The organism is Arthrobacter oryzae (assembly GCF_037911235.1).
Lineage (GTDB): Bacteria > Actinomycetota > Actinomycetes > Actinomycetales > Micrococcaceae > Arthrobacter > Arthrobacter oryzae_E.
On sequence record NZ_JBBLYW010000021.1, the window covers coordinates 78612 to 97008 of the forward strand.

Here is an 18397-nt window from a genome sequence, read left to right on the forward strand (position 1 = left end):
GGGCGTCCGCCCCAGCGCCTATCTGTTTTAAGCTTTGGGGCGGTTGCCGCAGGTTGATAGGGCCGAACGGCCTTGCCCTGCGCCCGTAACTACCGCGGCATGCTCGGGATGACTGGGATAGGCTCCCTTGGGACCTGAACAGGCATTGCTTGGGACCGGAACAAGCATCAACTGCAAAGGGTGGGGAATACTTTGGATCTGCTGAGCGGCCTGAGCCGCGACGAACTCCGCAACTTTTCCTGGGCTGCGGCCATAGTCTTCGCACTCGTGGCCGGCCTTTGGCGTTGGCGCAGGCTCCATTGGACTGCGCTTGGAGCCGTTCTGCTCTTCGCGGCCCTCAACGCGGGTGCAGGGATCTACGTCCTGAACACTTTCCGTGATTCGCGCTGGTCGGCGGGGGGAGAACCGCCGTTGAGCGCTCCGTCGTTTTCCGAGACGCCTATCGTGGGGCAGTACCTTGGCCCCCTGGACTCCGCTCTGCAGGGAGTGGTGGGTGGGGTGAACGATTTCCTGGCATTCAAGCAGGCACTTCCCGTAGCGCTGGACTTCCTTGCCGTGTCCGGCTGGGCCCTGCTGCTCTCGTTCCCGCTTGCCGTTCTCGCCGCCGTCATCAGTTTTGCCATGGCCAGGCGCCGGGCGGCTGACTTCGAAGAATACCGTGCCACCGTTGACCTGCTCAAAGATGAGCTTGAGCAGGTCAAGCGGCAGATCTCTGCAGGGAATTCCGTCGACACAGAATTCCCTGCAGAGGACGGCGTCACTGATGCGCGTCCCCGTCTATCGGGCCAAGGGTGATTCGCAGGTCGAGGCAGCAGCCGCCTTAGGTGGGTGGTTGGACCAAGGGCCAGATACAGGCTGGCACGCGATTCGCTACTGGAAAGCGCGGGATTTTCGAGTAGATTGACGCATCTCCGCATTCTGGAAAGTTGCAAGAATTTCTTAGGGATAACGTAGGGCCTCGGTGCTGTTCCTCTGCACGGGTCACCTATACGCCGGACCGTGCCTCACCGCCAGCGCCCGATTTAGCGGGGAACCGACCACGCGCGCACGACGTCGAGGTAGACCGTCGGCGCTGCGCCGGAGATTAGGGCTGCTGCGGGCGCTCGCCACGCAGTCATTGATGACTTTAGGGCCTAAGCGTCTGCAATGGGAGCATCTACGCGCACGGACAGCAGAATGGCGGGGTGGCCAAGCGCATCAGCTTGCACACCCCGCCATCAGTGCTCAGGGTATTACTTACTCCAGGTACTGCCGGAGCAGTTTGCGTGCGCGCCCGCTCCAGAGCCTGTGTTCTTGCCCGCGCTCTTTCCGTCAATAAGGATGTCGCAGCTAACAGAAGCGTTCGGGTCGCTGAAATCGCCCGAAACGCTCAAACTGGCAATATTGAATTCCTTGGACGTTACCGATTTTGTCCAGTCAGCTGTGATTTTTTCGGATGATGAACCGCCGGGAGTCCAGTAGGTGATACTTGCAGGGCCCGAGGTTGTGACGACATATTCAACTGTGTGTTCTGCATTTAGTTCAGCATCGACCGCCTGCACACCGGCTCCTATTGCTGCTGTCATGACTCCGGCAATGATGAGGCTAATGATGCCAAGAATGGCGCCCGCAATTGCCATTCCTTTCTTCCTGTTCTTCAGAAAGAAAGCAATGACGCCGAGCAGGATCGCGACTGGTCCCAGAAAAAAAGCAGCCATGCCGATCAGAGGAATGATGCTCAGGACTGCGGCAACAATGCCGACGACCAAGGCTGCTACACCCAGCCCATTGCCCTGCTTCGGTTGTGGTAGTGGAGCGTAACCCGTTGGTTGATACGCCTGTTGTGTCCCTGACTGATCCGTGAAAGTCGGGTTTTGGTGCTGACCGGACATGGTGTCCCCCTTGTGTGCCTCAGTGAATGAACGTGAATCTGCGTAGCCGGAAATTATTCCAATACTCGGAGACGGGTGTGAGCTCAAGACTGCAGTTTTCTCGGTAGGAAGCTCAACGTTGAGTTTTCTGATAGTCGAAGGAAAAACTGAAAGACAACTCTCTCTCTTTATTGGAATTGAATCCTGATACAGCCGAAGCATAACCGGGCGCACGGACAATCTGCAGACCTTGAGTAAAACCAAGGGAATTCTTGAGCTAAAAATGCCAACTTGAGCTATATGCTCCTACTTAAAAGGCTCGTCCGCGATGGAGCGGTGACCGGCATTGGTTGATAGGGGACAAACATGCAGCGCTATAACCCTCCGAGTAACTGGCCCGCTCCGCCGACCGGATGGCAGCCGCCTCCCGACTGGCAGCCCGACCCCAGCTGGGGCCCCGCGCCTCCGAATCATCAATTTTGGGTCGATCAGCCACCGGAGGACCCGCACCCAGAGCAGCGTGGAAAGGCTGTCACGATTACCGCCCTAATTCTTGCTGGAGTCGCTCTGCTTCTCTGCTGGGTCCCTATCGTGAATAACGCGGTGTTCTTCCTAGGCTTCATCGCCGTAGTCCTCGCCGTCATCGCTCTGGTAATTACAGTTCGGGGGCGCTCGACGATGCGGGGAATGGCTATAGCATCGCTGATTGTCGGCGTTTTTTCGCTTGTCGGGGTACTTTCTACCCAAGCGCTCTACAGCTCGATGCTGGATGGTGTCTCGGATGCGGCCACCGGATCCGACGAGAACGTATCTAAGGCTGTGGAGACGTCATCGTCCGGCTCAGGCCCTGCAACGGCCCCGACTCCCAGCACAGCCGCAGGCTCGGTCAGCCAACCGCTCGCTGTCGGCACGGTTGCGACTGTAGGAAAGGAATACCAGGTCGCCGTTACTTCGGTGAAGTTGGACGCCAATGCGGATGTGCTGGCTGCTAATCGGTTCAATGACGCACCAACGGGGCAATACGTTCTCGTAGGGTTGACCGTCACTTACGTCGGAACCCAAGAAGGCACTCCCTGGATAGATTTGTCCGAAACCTTCGTCGGCACAGACGCCAGGCAATACGACGCATCCGATTGCGATGCTTCCGTTGACCAAGGGGTTATGGATGTCCCTACGCTGGAGAACGGCGGCAGCGCCTCCTACCAGCTCTGCATGGACGTGCCGACAGCCGCCATTGAAGGCGGCAAAATCTTCGTTGAGCAGTCCATGTCATTCAACGATAAGACCCGTGTTTACTGGGCGATTCGGTAGGTCCCTGACGCGATCGGGTTGCAGCGCCAGTCGAACTTCGACAACATCGCACAGGTGACCGAAGATCCGCCAGTGACCGGATGATCGCCGACTCGGCACCGAGCGCACGGGCGATGCCGCTGAAGTACACCTCGAGGGATCAGCCGGGGTCCTGGGAGCCGTCCTGGTTTGGTCGGGCCGCGGTGGAGCCGCCACGGCACACCTGTATCCTGACAATGCAGGTTGAATGGCTACAGCGGCCATCAATCACGCTCGGTTCGCGGCCGGATGACGGTCCGGAATCCTGGGCCGTCGCCTTCCACGTCGTGGATCACCGCCGCAGTCGTCAGTCGCCGATCGGCTCCTCTGACGCTTGGAATGGACCTTTATCACTACCGACACGCCAGCTCCCGTGGGAATCCCGACGCCTGTCTTCAAGCCCTCACGCGGAGTCGCGGTGGATGATCCCGCCGTCGTGACCTGGGTTGAGGCTGGTAAGAGCATCACCGCGCGGTGGCGTTCGGCGAACGGCAGACCGGCGCCGACGCGCGTCGAAGTGGTCGACGACTCCCTCACGGCCGATGAGGCGAACCGGATGGCGTCACAAGGGATCGCGATGCTCTGGCACGGTGACTTCCACAACGCACGGCAGATCCTCAACGCCCTGGACCGGCGGATAGGTGCCGGAAAGACGATCGCAGGAACTCCGGCCGATAAGTTCTATCGGCACCGCCAGTCCCGCTCGCACCGTGCACGCGTTCTCGGCCTGCTGCTGATACCTCTGGATCCGGGCCCGGTGGTGCCGCTGCGCCGCGCACCGGACATCCGGCAGGCCGCTGCTGAAGCGTACGGTGATATCGGCGAATCCTCCGTTGTGTCCCTGCATGAGCTTGTCGGGGCCATTGGCGCCCACGAGTGGCGGCGTAATGGCGTCTACGTCGATGCCCTGCAGGGCCGCATCCACCCGCAGTATGGCACGTTCTTCCCCACCCGGAGTGAGTATGTGGACCTCGTGGCCGCCGCTGCGCTGCCCTCTGACACGCTGGCGTTCGACGTCGGAACCGGCACCGGGGTGCTCGCTGCCGTCCTCGCGCGCCGTGGCGTCCACCGCGTAGTGGCGACTGACAATGAACCGCGTGCCATCGCCTGCGCCGGTGAGAATTTCCGGAACCTCGGCGTCCAGGACCGTGCTGAGGCCGTCCTGACCGACATGTTCCCGCCCGGACGGGCGCCGCTGATCGTGTGCAACCCGCCCTGGATTCCGGCCACTCCGCATTCCAGCCTGGACAGCGCAGTCTACGACCCCGGAAGCAGAATGCTGTTCCGCTTCCTGAACGGCCTCGCCGACCATCTGGAGCCGGGCGGGGAGGGCTGGCTGGTCCTCTCCGACCTGGCCGAGCACCTTGGCCTGCGGTCGCGTGAGGATCTGCTGGCCGCCATCGAGGCGGCCGGGCTGAAGGTGATGGAACGGCTCGACACCAAGCCGACGCATCCGAAGGCGTCGGACCGGGACGATCCTCTGTTCGAAGCGCGCACGGCCGAGGTCACGTCCCTGTGGCGGCTTGTTCCCCGATAGTCACAGCCTTCCGCCGTCGGGAATCACGACGGCGGCCAGTTCGCGGCGCCCGGTCCGTCGAACAACGCGCTGGTGCTGCTTTGGGGTACGACGACGTGGACTGCGTTGCGCTGGACGGTGAAGTCGGTGGGCGTGGTGGTCGTGATTTCGCCGTCGAGGTTCACCGGCAGCGGCCGTTCGGTGACCAGCCGGACACTCCGGCTGGTCAGGTGGTACACCTTGTCGTGTTCGATGAAGCTGCCGTCCTTGAGCAGCCGTGCGATGCTCACGTGCTCCCGAAGCGGCCCCGCCAGGATGGCGTAGATGTCCAGGGTGTGGTCGTCGATCCCTGCCGTGGGGGAGACCGTGTTGCCGCCGCCGTAGTGCCGGCCGTTGCCGACGGCTACCTGCAGCAGGTTGTCGAGCTCCAGCGGCTCGTGGTCCCCTTCCGGGAACTCGAGGCGGGCCCGGAACGGCTTGTGCCGGGCATAAGCCGTTAGCGTGGCGATGCTGTACGCCAATGGCCCGATGTACCGCTTCAGGCGGGGACTGAGCGCCTCGGTGACAGCCACGGACAGGCCCACGGACGCGACGTTGAGGAAGGGTTCACCGTTGGCCCGGCCGAGGTCGATGTCCACCACCTTGCCTTCGGCGATGGTGGCGCACGCCTCGGCCAGATTGTTCGGTATCTCCAGCGTGCGGGCGAAGTCGTTGGCGGTGCCCAGCGGAAGAACACCGAGCACAACGTTGGTGCCGGCAACCCGGCCGGCGGCGTAGGACACTGTCCCGTCGCCGCCGCCGACAACCACCAGGTCGTGCCCGTCCGCAAGCACCAGGTCAAGCGTCGCAGCCAGGTCTGCCCCGGACAGCACGGGATGCACCGCGGAGATGGGCACGCCTGCATTTCGCATCGTGTCCACGGCAAGTTCATGTGCCGCCCCTCGGCGTGATCCGGCGTTAATGACGACGGCGGCAGAGCGGGCGTCCCGGGCAGATTTCATGTGGGCCATGTTAGGCCGCGGACCTGTGGGTTTCCTATGGCGTCGGTGGCGATCTACTCATTTGGGAGCGGCAAGGGCTCCCGGAGCTTTAGCTCCGTGCCATCTCCGTTCGCCTGCGGTACGCCTGGTGGTCATTTTGGAGGCTTAGGTTGAACGCAATTTCGTTCTTCCGCCACTTTTTCGCTGCCAAGGAGTCCCATGTCCACCAGACGCCCATTCACCGCTGCCGTCACCGCTGCTGTTCTCGGCAGCATCGCCGTTGGATTCGGCGGGGGTCCGGCCGCCGCCGAGCCGAAAGTCGAGCCCACTAAGGACCACGCGGTGGACCTGCGGGTGGCCACCTACAACCTGTCGCTCAACCGGGCCACCGCCGGCGAACTTGAGGCCGATCTGAGCACTCCGGACGACCAGCAGGCCCGCACCGTTGCCGAGGTCATCCAGCGTGCGACCCCGGACGTCGTCCTGCTGAACGAGTTCGACTACGTGCCCAACATGCGTGCCGCTGATCTGTTCCGTGACAATTACCTGGCGATCGGGCAGGGCGGGGCTGATCCGGTCGACTACCCCTACGCCTACGTAGCGCCGTCGAACACGGGGATCGCCAGCGGGTTCGATCTCAACAACAACGGCCAGGTCGCAGGCGGAGACGACGCCTTCGGGTTCGGTGCATTCGAGGGTCAATACGGCATGGCCATCCTGTCGAAGTACCCCATCGACACGGAGAACGTGAGGACGTTCCAGAACTTCCTGTGGACAGACATGCCAGGGGCGCTGTTGCCGGACAACCCGGCGACGCCCGAACCGGCGGACTGGTTTTCCCCGGAGGAGCTCGAGGTGGTGCGCCTGTCAAGCAAGTCGCACTGGGATGTACCGGTGAAGGTGGGCCGCGAAACGGTGCACGTGCTCGCCTCGCACCCCACACCGCCAACCTTTGACGGTCCTGAGGACCGGAACGGCCGCCGCAACCACGATGAGATCCGGTTCTGGGCTGACTACGTCACCCCGGGCAAGTCGGCGTACATCGTGGACGATGAAGGTAAGGAGCGCGGGCTCCTGCCCAGCGAACCGTTCGTCGTCGTGGGCGACCAGAACGCCGACCCGCTCGACGGCGACTCCGTGGATGCCGCGATCAACCAGCTCCTTGATTCGAAGCAGATCGTGGACCCGTTGCCGGCCTCCGATGGTGCCGTGGAGGCGGCGGCCCTGCAGGGCGGAGCCAACGCCACCCATGGAGGCGACCCCCGCTACGACACTGCAGACTTCGCCGACGCCGCGCCGGGGAACCTGCGGGCTGACTACGTGTTGCCTTCACGAGAGATCCGGGTGCTCGATTCCGGCGTGTTCTGGCCCACCCAGGCTGAACCCCTCTCGCGGTTGACCGGCGTCTATCCGTTCCCCAGCAGCGACCACCGCCTGGTGTGGGTGGACATGCAGGTCCGGGCCGGCAGGCCCTGAACGCGAATGAACGACGTCGTGTTTCAGCCGCCCGTAACGGTGAACCAACGGCGTCGTCTGCAGGGTCCCGCTGCAGCAGGCAATGTCGTAGGAGCCTTGCGTAAACGTGAGCCTTCCCACCTTATTCTGAGTAACTCACGATAAGCCTGTAAAGTTAGGTACAGGCCGCCGTAGCCCTTGAGTACCGCACCGGTGAAGACACCCGGGCCAGCGGGGCAAGCGACACAACGCAACCGCCCTCCTGCTTGAGCGGCACTAGAACCTGTATGGCCCTCACCCCGAAACCCCACGGAGAACCCATGACTTTGCTGACCGAACGCCCCGCAACCTCCTCATCCACCACCGAAACCACCGTCAAGGCGGCTACTGGGACGCCTGTCGCTGACAACGCAGTGCGCGGCGGCAGCTACGTGACTCTCCCGGCCGGCAGCGTCCCCGTCGGCGTTGAGGGCAGTTACGTCACCGTCGATGGCGCGCGAAACCTGCCTCCCGTCACCCGTGGCAGCTATGTCACAGTAGGCGGCACTCCCGTTGTTGCCGCCAGTGCCGTCGAGGGCAGCTACGTCACGTTTCCAACGGCGGCCTAGCGTCCAGCGCCCTGCGGGAAAACAGCACCGCGCGGGCATAAAGGGGGCCGACGGCGACACTGGGTGTCGTCGTCGGCCTCCTTTTTCGTGCCAGCCGGGCAGCTACCCCGCCACCGCTGCCTTCGCCTCCTGCTTGGCCGCCATCCACTCGCTCATCCACGGTGCCCGGACGCTCGACGTGATGCGGCAGTCGGCCACAAAGGTTCCCCTGGCGCCGGCGTCGATCCACTCCTGGAGCGCGGAAAGGTCCGCCAGCGAGCGGATGATCGCCGACTCGGCACCGAGCGCACGGGCGACGCCGCTGAAGTCCACCTCAGGGATCAGCATGGGCTTCTCGGTCAGGCCCTGGGAGCCGTACTGGTGGATTTCGGCTCCGTAGGCGGCATCGTTGTAGATCACGACGACAGCGCTGCTCGCCGCACCGATCAGCGATTCGAGGTCGGACAGGCCCATCAGGAAACCGCCGTCGCCGGAGGCCAGCACCAGGGTGCGCCCGTCCTCCACTGCGCGGGCTGCCCCGACGGCGCTGGCAAGGCCCAGCCCGATGGTCTGGAAGGCCGTGCCCACCATGACCAGGTCCTGCGGCCGCGGGATGTTCCAGTACATGGGAGCCCAGCCGAGGAAGTGCCCGCCGTCCTGGACCACCGTGCGGCGCTCCGGCAGCACAGCATCCAGTGCTGTGGCAAGGGCGCGCGGGTCCAGCCGGCCGTCGGGCGTCTCCGCGGAGCCTGCCTCGTGGCCCGGTCCCTCCGCCAGACGCTTGCGGGCTTCCGCCCGCCACGCTTCTGCTGAAGCCTCGCCGTCCAGCATCCGGAGGATGCGTCCCGCAGCAGACTTCACGTCCGCGCTGACGAATGTGTCCACCCGGGGGTGCGTCGGCTGCAGGGCGGTGTCGATCTGGATGACGGTGCTGTCCGGGCCGAGCAGGTGCCCGAAGCGCAGGGTGAAGGGGCTCAGGCTTGCCCCGGCCACGAGGACCACATCGGCCTCACCCATAAGCCCGGCCGCGGTGTCCGTGCCGAACCCGCCCGCGACGCCGACGTATCCCTCGCCCTGGAGGAGGTTGAGCGCCAGGGCGGTTCCGGCGGTCAGCGCGCCCAGCCGGTCGGCAAGCTCGCGGAGCTCCGGGCCAGCACCGGCGAGGTGCGCACCGCGCCCGGCCAGGATCAGCGGCCGCTTCGCCTCGGCGAGCAGGCGGGCCACCTGACCAAGGCCGCCGTCGACGTCGTCAATCACCGCCGCTGCCAGCGGCGCCGGAAGCTCTTCGTCCCCGGCCTCGAGGGCAGCAAGGTCGTAGGGGATGGCAATCACGACGGCGGTGCGCTTGGTGAGTGCGTACTCCACCGCCTGCTGCGTGATGGAGCCCGCGGCGTCGCGGGTGACGGTGAAGGTGGCCGCTCCGAGGCCCGCGGCGATGGCTGCCTGGTCCACGTCCTGGGGCCGGGCGCCGCTGCTCGGAGCGTCGCCGGTGACCAGCACCACGGGGATCTGCGCCTGGACCGCTTCGGCGAGGGCGGTGAGTGCATTGGTGTAGCCGGGGCCGTAGGTGGTGGTGCCCGCTGCGAGGCGTCCTGACGTCCGGTAGTAGGCGTCGGCCGCGGCGATGGCGGCGCCTTCATGGCGGACGGCGGAGAAGCGGAGGCCCAGCTTTTCCGCGGCGTCCAGGAAGTAGACATTTCCGTTGCCCATGACGCCGAAGACGTCGCTGAGGTAGCTGCTGAGAACCTGCGCCACGCGGCCGGAGACGGTAAGTGAAGTCATGCAGGAATCATGTGGGCTGGTTCACAGGTTGGCAAGAGGGGCGGATTTGATTGGGATATTTGGCAGCCGCTGGCAGGCAGAAGTGAAAATATGCTCACTTGTGGCGCGCATCACCCCAGCTTAGTGCGAAGGGCGGGATTCCTGTTCGGAGAGCCGGCTCAGGAGGCCGTCGTATCGGGGCGGCATGAGTTCCAGGACGGAAATGGCCGTGCTGGTCCGTTGGATCCCTTCGATTTCCAGGATCTCGTTGGTGATGCGGTAGAGATCGGCCGTGCTGCGGGCCACCACCTTGGCCATGAGGTCCGCGTCCCCGGTGGTGGCGTGCACCTCGATAACCTCCGGAATAGCGGCGAGTCCGTCTTCCACCGCACCTGTCCGCGTCTGGCTGATGGACAGCGAGAGGAAGGCCATGAGGTCATAGCCCAGCGCGGCGGGGTCCAGCCTGCGGCTGAAGGAGCGGAGGGCGCCGCTGTGCTCGAGCCGGGCCAGCCGGGCATGGACCGTGTTGCGCGCGACGCCGAGCGTCCGGGAGAGTGCCAGGGCGCTGGCTTCGGGATCCTTGTCGAGGGCCAGGATGATCCTGCCATCGAGGGAATCCAGGGCGCGGGGGTTCGGGATGGTCATATTTTCACCACAGACTGTTGAAGTTGAGCAGAAGTCCCAATGGGTTGAGGGTATCTTGCATTGTGGGCGGGGTCACAACCATGATCGGTCCTCATGACCCCTGATCAACTCCTGACAAGGCCGGACACCGCGCTCCCCACCCTTCGTGGCGCGGTGGCCGGACTTCCGCCCTATGTCCCGGGACGGCGCAGCGCCGGCGCGGACATCGCAGCCCTCGCCAGCAACGAAAGCCACTACGAGCCTCTGCCCGCTGCCGCCGCTGCGGTGGCCGCAGCGGCCGGTACGATGAACCGCTACCCCGACAGTGCCGCCGTCGAACTCCGTGAACGGCTCGCCGGTCACCTGGGCGTCACCGCCGGGGAGGTCGCGGTGGGACCCGGCAGCGTGGGCGTCCTCCAGCAGATCATCACCGGACTGTGCGACGCCGGCGATGAAGTGATCTTCGCGTGGCGCTCCTTCGAGGCCTACCCCATCCTGGTTGAGCTGGCAGGCGCCCGGCCGGTCCGCGTTCCGCTGGACGACGCTGAGGGCCACGACCTTGAGGCCATGGCCGCGGCCGTCACTGCCCGCGCGAAGGTCATCCTGCTGTGCACCCCCAACAACCCGACCGGCGTGCCGATCAGCCACGACCGCATCGAGGCCTTCCTGCAATCCGTCCGCTCGGACATCCTCGTGGTGATCGACGAGGCGTACGTGGAATACGCCGAAGCGGGCAGCGGCCCCGATTCCCTGGCGCTCTACCGCGAGTACCCGAACGTCTGCGTCCTGCGCACCTTCTCCAAGGCCTACGGGCTCGCCGGCCTGCGCGTGGGATACGCCGTGGCGGCGCCGGACATCGCCGAGGGACTGCGCCGGACCGCCCTTCCCTTCTCGGTGAGCGCGCTGGCCCAGAAGGCGGCCATCGCGTCGCTGGACGCGGGGGAGGAGATGGAAGCGCGGGTGGCCGCCGTCAGGCAGGAGCGCGCCCGGATGGCCGCGCAGCTGGAAGCCCAGGGCTGGAAACTGCAGCCGAGCCAGGGCAATTTCCTGTGGATCCGTGCGGATGACCGCCTCCTGGCAAGGCTGGTGGACGCGTTTGACGCCGCCGGCGTCATGGTCCGCGCGTACCAGGGCGACGGCGTGCGGATCACCGTTGCCGATCCCGCCTCCAACGACCGCGTGCTCCGGCTTTTGGAAGCGCACGCAGCCTCGACAATCGACTGACCTTTTACCAACCCGTTCCGCCTACAACCAGAGGAATTCCCATGGAACAACAGACAAAGACGTCTGCCCGCGCCCTCGGCGCGGCCCTTAAACCCCGCCAGCTCACCATGATGGGCCTGGGAAGCGCCATCGGCGCCGGCCTGTTCATCGGCTCCGGCGCGGGCATCCAGGCTGCCGGCCCCGCCGTGCTGATCTCCTACCTTGTGGCCGGCACGCTCATCATCCTGGTGATGTGGGCGCTCGGCGAGATGGCCGCCGCCAATCCGGACAGCGGGGCCTTCTCCGTCTATACCGCTAAGGCCTACGGGCCGGTGGCCGGTGCCACGGTGGGCTGGCTGTGGTGGATTCAGCTGGTCGTCGTGATCGCGGCCGAGGCGCTGGGTGCGGCGGGCCTGCTGGCCACCATCTTCCCGGTCCTGCCGGTGTGGCTGATGGCTTTCGTGTTCATCGTGGTGCTCACCGCCGTGAACCTCACCAGCGTGAAGAACTTCGGCGAGTTCGAGTTCTGGTTCGCGCTGCTGAAGGTGGCGGCAATCGTGGCGTTCCTGGCTGTGGGCGCTGCCCTGCTCTTCGGCTGGCTGCCGGGCGTGCAGTCGCCGGGTCTGTCCAACTTCATGGGCGACGGCTTTGCCCCGAGTGGTTTCGCCGGGATTGCCACGGCACTGTTCGTGGTGGCGTTTGCGTTCGGCGGCACCGAGATCGTCTCCGTGGCGGCAGCTGAGACCGCGGAGCCGGCCCGTAGCGTGAAGAAGGCAGTCCGGACTGTGCTGTGGCGCATCCTGGTGTTCTACATCGGTGCCATCTTCGTGATCGCGGCTGTTGTTCCCGTAGGTTCGGCGGGGCTGAAGAGCCCGTTCGCGGCGGTCTTGGATGCGGCCGGCATGCCCGGTGCTGCCACTGCCATCACCCTGGTGGCCGTCGCAGCGCTGCTCTCCGCCCTCAACGCCAACCTCTACGGCGCCTCGCGGATGGCGTACTCCCTCGCCGAGCGGGGTGAGGCACCCCGCCTGCTCGCTTCGGTGTCCAAGGCCCGGGTCCCGGTAGTCGCGGTCCTGGCCAGCGTCGCCTTCGGCGTTGTCACGGTTGTGCTGGAGCTGGCTTTCCCCGAGATGGTGCTTGGCGTCCTGCTCAACATTGTGGGTTCCACCTGCCTGCTGGTGTGGACGTCCGCACTCCTGGCCCAGCTCGCGCTGCGCCTCCGCGCCGACCGCGAGGGGACCGAGCTTCCCCTGCGGATGCCCGGCTTCCCGTGGCTCACGGTGTTTGGTCTGGTCATCCTCGCGGCGATCTTCACGGTGGGCTTCATCGGCGAGGACTCCCGTCCCCAGCTCCTCAGCACCTTCGCGCTTGTGGCGCTGTTGGCGGTGGCAAACTGGCTGCACCACCGGAGCGGGAAGGTTGCGCTGGTTGTCGAGACTTCGGATGAGGCGAAGCAGCCGGTGCTCATCGACTAGATCGGCGTTTGAACCACTTCGAGGGTTCAGGGCAGACGAGGGGCGCGTCCGGCATGGCCGGACGCGCCCTTCGCTATTCATGTCGGCTGGCCACCCGTGCATGTACTTAGGTGTTGGCCGGCGAAATTTGTAGTTGCGCCATTCGCTGTCAGGCCGGGGGAGCCTTGGGCAGATTCCACACTTCTTCGTATTTGTCGGCCACAAGGGGCCAAACATCGCGGATCCCGTCGCCGACCGAGCCGACACCAATGGCCGTGGGCGGGAAGACAACAAAATCATGTTGGATGATTCGACCGGCCCTGTCGTGCCTGCCAGAAGGATCTGGGAAACGCAATGCCACTATCTCGCCGACTTGGCGACAAACTTCCGGCTCGCCCTCAACGCCCGAGAAAGCTTTGTCGTATTCCACGAGCGGATCCGGAAATCCCCCATCATGAAGAAATCGGAAACCCCACATCCGGCCACGGGTGGCCCAGATGAGCTTCATCTACGGCTCCTGAGGAGGGTCTCCGCCTCTTCGCCTTTAACTAAGTCCATCCTGAAGCCGGTCAATGTGGCCGTTATAAAGTCGCGTTTGGCCATTGCCTGCGCATTGATGTCTTTGAGTTTGTCTTCAGCCATATTGGCCGCTTCTTGCACTACGTCTGGGCCGACAAAGTTAAGCAGCAGCCCTAGTGGGCCGGACATGCGGGCCCTGCCGAGGAGGCTGGCAGCAAGAGAGCCTGCGCCGCGAAGTAGATTCTCTACCAGTTTCCCCGGGAGATGCATCGCTTCGGCCCACCGGGCATGACGCTCGAACGGGAGTACGGCGGCCAAAGGGAGGACAAGGTCCAGGCCAACGCGCTCGGCCACTTCAATCTTGTCGGTGTCGAACTTCGCTGAGGAGAACAGCACAAAGTCCTCACCGACGGACAGCGCGTTGCTGGCCTCCACAAACCCAGCTATCACCTTGCGAAGCTCGTCTATGTCATCGGAAGCCTTCTCGATTAGAAGATCCCGAAACTTGAACACGTTAAGGTTCGGCAAAAGATCTGACTTTGACAGCGCGATTATCCAGATCCGTGGAAAGTCGACAAGAGGTTTTCCATCTTCGAGCAGGTCATCTTTCAGCGTCAGCAGCCCATTTCGGAAGTTGCCGAATAAGGACTTCAAGTAACGTTCCTCCTCTCCGGCATTGTCGAGTAACCGCTGACCGTCCACCAGCAGCAGGGCCACATCCGAACGTAACAAGGCTTTGAACGTGTCGATTCGCCGCTGTGCCTCCTCGGGCCCGCTAACATCCTCCTCGAACCACTCTCCCGGGTAGTCATGCCAGACCAAACGCAGGGCGTCGAACGGTCTGGCATTTAGCCCATTACCATCAGAGCCATCCTTGAATTTGAGTGAGAATGAATATGACGTAGCAGCGAAACGGTCGGACGGTGGCAACCGGGCTGAATTTCTCATGCCCAAGTAATTTCTGTGAAGTCTGTTGCCTTGACCAATATCGCCCGGTAGGACATGAAACAGACTTTTCTGCAGGTACTGGGGCTCCTGAGTGGCCCCGTAAAACGAGGAGAGCATGACTGTTTTGCCGCTTCCGCTCTCGCCAAACACTGCAATGTGCTGCTCAAGGGCTCTGTTCAGTTCCATACGAGGAGCTTACTGGGAGCCAGGGTCAGCATCCTGCAACGGGCGATGAGACCCCGGGCGGCGCCTCTTCAAGTCATGACCACGCTGCCGAACATCCTGGGCATCAAGGCGGCGAACAGGCCAACTACGTGCTGATGGCGTCCCAGCTGCTGGTCAGCGCTTCCTGCAGCAAACCTGACACACCTGTTGAGCGGACAGGAAAGGCTGTGCTGCCGCCGTGACGCGGGCTCTTAGTACGTTCTAGGTTTGTGCCAATTGCGCTAACGCTGTGGGCACGCACGAATCAACCAGTAGCGAGGCTGCCGGTTCCGGCCGCTTGAGAGGGGGAGCCCTTGAGGAATCTGCGTTTGGGTGCAAGGTTGCTGGCCGGCAGCAGCGGCTGGAGATGTTGACGTGGGAGGTGTCTCCCGGTGCGTCAGGAAAAGCATCGTAGCGCCGGGCAGGTTACGATCACGAATGTGATGAATATGGGGGGACAAGGTGAACAGCGTAGACAGTCTTTACGGACGCGCTAAAGATGAATGGGAGGAGATGCGGGATACAGCGGAGAGCTTTCTTATCACTGTGGCAGAGAAGGCTGGCATGACGGACTACAGCTCTCTGAACCGCGCAATCTCGGAGCAAACGGGATTGAGGCCCTTCGATTATGGGCTGGAGTCGGATCGGGCAGCAATTGGACGGATGCTGGGTGAAATCTCTGTCAAGACTAACGCGGATCACGGTGTTATACCCTCGGCGCTCGTCACCCACAGGGGCTCAAACGATGAGGGCGCAGGTTTCTACAAGCTTGCTGCTGAACTCGGAAAGATGCCCAGGAAACCAACGGAGGATGAGAAACTCCAGGCCCTAGTGCGCCTGACTAAAGAGGTGCACTTGCATTACGTTCGCCGCGTTTAGGCACCACACGGCGCTGTTCCCGCAGCGATAACGTCGAAGTAGATGATGGTGTTGAAGCATTCGCAGTTTGCTCAATGAACGCACGCAGATGCTGCCCACGTTCTAGCTATATAAATTTGCTCATGGTGCGCAATACAAAAAATCTTGAATTCGGAAGGTGCAAATAATGGAATCTCATCCCAGGAGCCCGCGTGATCTTTTCGAGGGCCGGCGACATTATGAGATTCCCGCGTTCCAACGCCCTTATGTTTGGGACGAGGAGAACCAGTGGGCACCGCTGTGGAACGATGTAGTCCGCGTTGCTGAAAGCCACCTTTCTGATGGTGGCAAGCCTCCCATTCCAAACCACTTTCTAGGCGCGGTGGTTTATGAGTCGAAAAAAGCATCCTCCGGCGACGTGACGCGACACCACGTCATCGACGGCCAACAGCGTATGACGACGCTACAGCTGTTACTTGATGCCGTGCATCAAGTCGTTTCCGAGCGTGGACACGAGGAGGAAGCGGAGAAGCTTGAAGAACTGATACTGAACAAGGCGTCAACCTTTAAGGGCCGCGTCGAGCGATTCAAGCTCTGGCCATCCCAGGCGGATCGTTCCGCATTCGCCCATGCCATGGATCCAGAAGAGCCGAGGGTGGGGGAGCACCGTGTTGTTGAGGCCCACGATTTTTTTCGCGGCGAGGTAGAGCGGTGGCTATCGGGAGTACCAGATGACGATGGGGTCGTCCCGCCCGGTACCGAAGTGCTCCGCGCCGACGAACTCTGCTCAACACTTGAACATCGACTGGTCGTCGTCGCCATCGACTTGTCGGGGCATGAAGACTCGCAGTTGATCTTTGAAACTCTGAACGACAGGGGCACGCCACTGCTGAAGGCGGACCTCATCAAGAACTGGGTATTCCGAAAGGGCCAGCAAGTTGGTGCGGACGTGGACAAGTGGTCCAGGACGCACTGGTCGGACTTCGATGCCGAATGGTGGCGGGAGGAGCTCTCCCAAGGCCGCCATATCCGGTCTCGTGTGGACATCTTCCTACAATATTGGCTGACGATGCGTTTGCAGGAAGAAGTTAAAGCGGAGTTAGTGTTCCGAGTTTTCGCGGATTACGCAGAGCCGGAACTGGCTACCCTCGACGGTGCGGAGGCCTTGCTAAGGGAGCTGCGACAGGACGCCGACACTTACCGGAGTCTCGGCCAACTCGACGTTGGGACACCCGAAGGACGATTTCGCTCTCGTGTCATAGGCGCGATGGAGCTTGCAGCCACCACTCCCGTCTTGCTCTGGCTCCTCTCCGAGAACCACTCGGTTCCTCGCGATCAGCTCCGGATTGCCCTTGATGCCATCGAGAGCTGGGTTATCCGACGAACGCTCCTCAGGAAGACCGCCAAGGATGTCAACCGCTTTATGGTCGCCATTCTCAAGTCGCTTGTGGGCGTTGAGTCTCATGAAGCTGGCACTGCAATCAGAGAATTCCTTTCCGAACAGACGGCCGAGACCCGCTACTGGCCGTCCGATCAGGAGATGCTGACGGCACTTCCCGAGTTAAAGCTGTACGGTAACATCCGTCAGTTGCGCTTGCGTGTAGTCCTAGGTGCTGTGGAACAACAACTTCGCGACCAGAGCAGTATGCATGAGGCAGTTGGCCTTCCTAAAGGATTGGAGATCGAGCACGTCATGCCGCAAGGCTGGCGAGCCCACTGGGATTCGTCGCCAAAACTTACGCCTGAAGAGGCGGCTCGTCGTGACCGATTCGTGAACACTATTGGCAATCTCACGCTTGTGACAAAGTCGCTCAACGGTTCTCTGTCCAATCGCCCCTGGTCAGACGAAGAAGCTACGGGACTCACTGAGGGCGGTGAGCCCGGCAAAGGTAAACGAACACTGCTCGAAGCTTTCAGCCTTTTAGTGCTCAACAGAAGATTAGTCCACGGCCACACTGACGGCTGGACAGAAGCCCACATCAAAGAACGATCCAGGTCTATTGGGGAAGCAATCACTGCCGTCTGGTGCGGTCCGTCGAGAGAGATCCAGGATGCCGCCTTTGAAAGGGTCAGGGCCTAGTGTTCGGAGGTTAGTGGCCTGACTGACCGCCACTCGACGGGGCAGGTAGCGCAGTTCCCCGGAATCCCCATTGGAGTGTGGATTGTAGGCTTCATCCTCATCACCACGCTCCTGAACATCCTGGGCATCAAGGTGGCGGACAAAGCCAACTACGTGCTGACGGCGTTCCAGCTGCTGGTCATCGTGTACTTTGTGGTTCTCTCCATCGGCAACGTGGTGTCCACGCAGGGCGCCGGGGGACTGGCCAGCGGGCAGCCGTTCTTCAACGACACGTCCAGCTTCGCCACCATCTCCGCCGGTGCCGCAATCGCCGCCTACTCGTTCCTCGGGTTCGACGCCGTCACCACCCTCACCGAGGAGACCGTCGAACCGCGCAAGAACATGCCCCGCGCCATCATGCTCATCGCCCTGATCGGCGGCGGCATCTTCGTGACCGTGTCCTACGTGACCCAGCTGGTCCACCCCGGGGGAGTGTTCGAGGACTCGGCCTCCGCGGCCAGCTCGATCGCCCTGCAGATCGTCCGGAAGTCATAGAACCAGAGGCAACTCTTGGGATCATTTTGCCATTGGTTTCGCAAGGCGAGGCACTCGTAAGGTACTTTTCGGCCGCGGACAGAGTCTCCTCTGATCAGCTGGACCAGCCCGGCTTCGGGTCGCGACGCCTTTGACGCGGCGGCGCTTGCAATGTCTTGTAGAGGCGAGGCGGAGATGATACGAAACGATTATTTCACCTCCGCTGTGCAATCGCTCCGAAAGGAAGTGCCCAGGTCTCGATAGCTACGCCGGGAACTCTTGCGTTCTCCGTTCCCTGTGGCAGCCGTGTGTCTCATGGCGCTATCTTCGGCTTCTGTGCAGTAGAGCCGATGAGATTACACGCGCGCGTGCCGGTATAGCTGAGAAGACAAGCCTGCGGCATTGGAACCCTTAGTGCCGGATAGTCTCTGGCAGTCAGCCGGATGACCTTTGCGATGAGGATCGATCTCTACAAGCTGCCTTTTGGTGAACGGTGAGGGTACTGAGATTATCTCA

16 protein-coding genes are annotated in these 18397 nt (G+C 62.7%); 10 read left to right on the top strand and 6 right to left on the bottom strand.

Features of this window, described 5'->3' with window-relative positions; translation table 11 throughout:
• Positions 1–180: 180 nt before the first annotated feature.
• Positions 181–795: a hypothetical protein gene (locus WMN78_RS06695; protein ID WP_340532780.1), complete on the top strand. Its 615-nt coding sequence runs from the start codon at positions 181–183 to the stop codon at positions 793–795.
• Between the two features lie 437 nt (positions 796–1232).
• On the opposite strand, the gene WMN78_RS06700 is transcribed toward WMN78_RS06695, so the two are convergent.
• Complete coding sequence (locus WMN78_RS06700; RefSeq protein ID WP_340532781.1) at positions 1233–1871, bottom strand: DUF4190 domain-containing protein; 639 nt, start codon at positions 1869–1871, stop codon at positions 1233–1235.
• Positions 1872–2441: 570 nt separating this feature from the next.
• On the opposite strand from WMN78_RS06700, the gene WMN78_RS06705 reads away from it, so the two are divergent.
• Both WMN78_RS06705 and WMN78_RS06710 read left to right on the top strand, forming a co-directional pair.
• Positions 2442–3161 (top strand): DUF4190 domain-containing protein, encoded by a 720-nt coding sequence (locus tag WMN78_RS06705; RefSeq protein WP_340532782.1) that lies wholly within the window; start codon positions 2442–2444, stop codon positions 3159–3161.
• Positions 3162–3615: 454 nt separating this feature from the next.
• On the top strand, positions 3616–4716 hold the full coding sequence (locus WMN78_RS06710; protein ID WP_425341126.1) for a methyltransferase: 1101 nt from the start codon (positions 3616–3618) through the stop codon (positions 4714–4716).
• 23 nt (positions 4717–4739) lie between these two features.
• On the opposite strand, the gene WMN78_RS06715 is transcribed toward WMN78_RS06710, so the two are convergent.
• Complete coding sequence (locus WMN78_RS06715) at positions 4740–5696, bottom strand: lipid kinase (RefSeq protein WP_340532784.1); 957 nt, start codon at positions 5694–5696, stop codon at positions 4740–4742.
• Between the two features lie 198 nt (positions 5697–5894).
• On the opposite strand from WMN78_RS06715, the gene WMN78_RS06720 reads away from it, so the two are divergent.
• Both WMN78_RS06720 and WMN78_RS06725 read left to right on the top strand, forming a co-directional pair.
• Complete coding sequence (locus WMN78_RS06720; protein WP_340532785.1) at positions 5895–7151, top strand: endonuclease/exonuclease/phosphatase family protein; 1257 nt, start codon at positions 5895–5897, stop codon at positions 7149–7151.
• Positions 7152–7450: 299 nt separating this feature from the next.
• Positions 7451–7738 carry a hypothetical protein gene (locus tag WMN78_RS06725; protein ID WP_340532786.1) on the top strand — a complete coding sequence of 96 codons (288 nt, stop codon included), beginning with the start codon at positions 7451–7453 and terminating at the stop codon, positions 7736–7738.
• Positions 7739–7840: 102 nt separating this feature from the next.
• Here the strand turns inward: WMN78_RS06725 and WMN78_RS06730 are convergent, their stop codons facing one another.
• Together WMN78_RS06730 and WMN78_RS06735 are read right to left on the bottom strand one after the other, a co-directional pair.
• Positions 7841–9499 (bottom strand): thiamine pyrophosphate-binding protein, encoded by a 1659-nt coding sequence (locus WMN78_RS06730; protein ID WP_340532788.1) that lies wholly within the window; start codon positions 9497–9499, stop codon positions 7841–7843.
• A gap of 120 nt (positions 9500–9619) precedes the next feature.
• Positions 9620–10123 (bottom strand): Lrp/AsnC family transcriptional regulator, encoded by a 504-nt coding sequence (locus tag WMN78_RS06735; protein ID WP_340532789.1) that lies wholly within the window; start codon positions 10121–10123, stop codon positions 9620–9622.
• Between the two features lie 93 nt (positions 10124–10216).
• Here WMN78_RS06735 and hisC point away from each other — a divergent pair, with 93 nt between their 5' ends.
• Positions 10217–11326, top strand: a complete 1110-nt coding sequence (hisC, locus tag WMN78_RS06740; protein WP_340532790.1) for a histidinol-phosphate transaminase — start codon at positions 10217–10219, stop codon at positions 11324–11326.
• A gap of 41 nt (positions 11327–11367) precedes the next feature.
• Positions 11368–12780 (top strand): amino acid permease, encoded by a 1413-nt coding sequence (locus WMN78_RS06745; protein ID WP_340532791.1) that lies wholly within the window; start codon positions 11368–11370, stop codon positions 12778–12780.
• 148 nt (positions 12781–12928) lie between these two features.
• Here the strand turns inward: WMN78_RS06745 and WMN78_RS06750 are convergent, their stop codons facing one another.
• Both WMN78_RS06750 and WMN78_RS06755 read right to left on the bottom strand, forming a co-directional pair.
• On the bottom strand, positions 12929–13267 hold the full coding sequence (locus tag WMN78_RS06750; RefSeq protein ID WP_340532792.1) for a hypothetical protein: 339 nt from the start codon (positions 13265–13267) through the stop codon (positions 12929–12931).
• The gene (locus tag WMN78_RS06755; RefSeq protein ID WP_340532793.1) at positions 13264–14412 is read right to left on the bottom strand and encodes an ATP/GTP-binding protein; all 1149 of its coding nucleotides are present in this window, start codon (positions 14410–14412) and stop codon (positions 13264–13266) included. The genes WMN78_RS06750 and WMN78_RS06755 overlap by 4 nt, the downstream gene beginning before the upstream one ends.
• Positions 14413–14892: 480 nt before the next feature.
• On the opposite strand from WMN78_RS06755, the gene WMN78_RS06760 reads away from it, so the two are divergent.
• From WMN78_RS06760 to WMN78_RS06770, 3 genes are all read left to right on the top strand, one after another.
• Positions 14893–15309 carry a hypothetical protein gene (locus WMN78_RS06760; protein ID WP_340532795.1) on the top strand — a complete coding sequence of 139 codons (417 nt, stop codon included), beginning with the start codon at positions 14893–14895 and terminating at the stop codon, positions 15307–15309.
• Between the two features lie 166 nt (positions 15310–15475).
• Positions 15476–17368, top strand: a complete 1893-nt coding sequence (locus tag WMN78_RS06765; protein WP_340532797.1) for a DUF262 domain-containing HNH endonuclease family protein — start codon at positions 15476–15478, stop codon at positions 17366–17368.
• Positions 17369–17431: 63 nt separating this feature from the next.
• On the top strand, positions 17432–17902 hold the full coding sequence (locus WMN78_RS06770; RefSeq protein WP_425341127.1) for an APC family permease: 471 nt from the start codon (positions 17432–17434) through the stop codon (positions 17900–17902).
• Positions 17903–18397: the final 495 nt, after the last annotated feature.

Coding starts and splice junctions, on each gene's coding strand:
- WMN78_RS06700 (WP_340532781.1), bottom strand. CDS start 1,871: ATGTCCGGTCAGCACCAAAACCCGACTTTCACGGATCAGTCAGGGACA.
- hisC (WP_340532790.1), top strand. CDS start 10,217: ATGACCCCTGATCAACTCCTGACAAGGCCGGACACCGCGCTCCCCACC.
- WMN78_RS06720 (WP_340532785.1), top strand. CDS start 5,895: ATGTCCACCAGACGCCCATTCACCGCTGCCGTCACCGCTGCTGTTCTC.
- WMN78_RS06715 (WP_340532784.1), bottom strand. CDS start 5,696: ATGAAATCTGCCCGGGACGCCCGCTCTGCCGCCGTCGTCATTAACGCC.
- WMN78_RS06725 (WP_340532786.1), top strand. CDS start 7,451: ATGACTTTGCTGACCGAACGCCCCGCAACCTCCTCATCCACCACCGAA.
- WMN78_RS06730 (WP_340532788.1), bottom strand. CDS start 9,499: ATGACTTCACTTACCGTCTCCGGCCGCGTGGCGCAGGTTCTCAGCAGC.
- WMN78_RS06735 (WP_340532789.1), bottom strand. CDS start 10,123: ATGACCATCCCGAACCCCCGCGCCCTGGATTCCCTCGATGGCAGGATC.
- WMN78_RS06765 (WP_340532797.1), top strand. CDS start 15,476: ATGGAATCTCATCCCAGGAGCCCGCGTGATCTTTTCGAGGGCCGGCGA.
- WMN78_RS06745 (WP_340532791.1), top strand. CDS start 11,368: ATGGAACAACAGACAAAGACGTCTGCCCGCGCCCTCGGCGCGGCCCTT.
- WMN78_RS06755 (WP_340532793.1), bottom strand. CDS start 14,412: ATGGAACTGAACAGAGCCCTTGAGCAGCACATTGCAGTGTTTGGCGAG.
- WMN78_RS06750 (WP_340532792.1), bottom strand. CDS start 13,267: ATGAAGCTCATCTGGGCCACCCGTGGCCGGATGTGGGGTTTCCGATTT.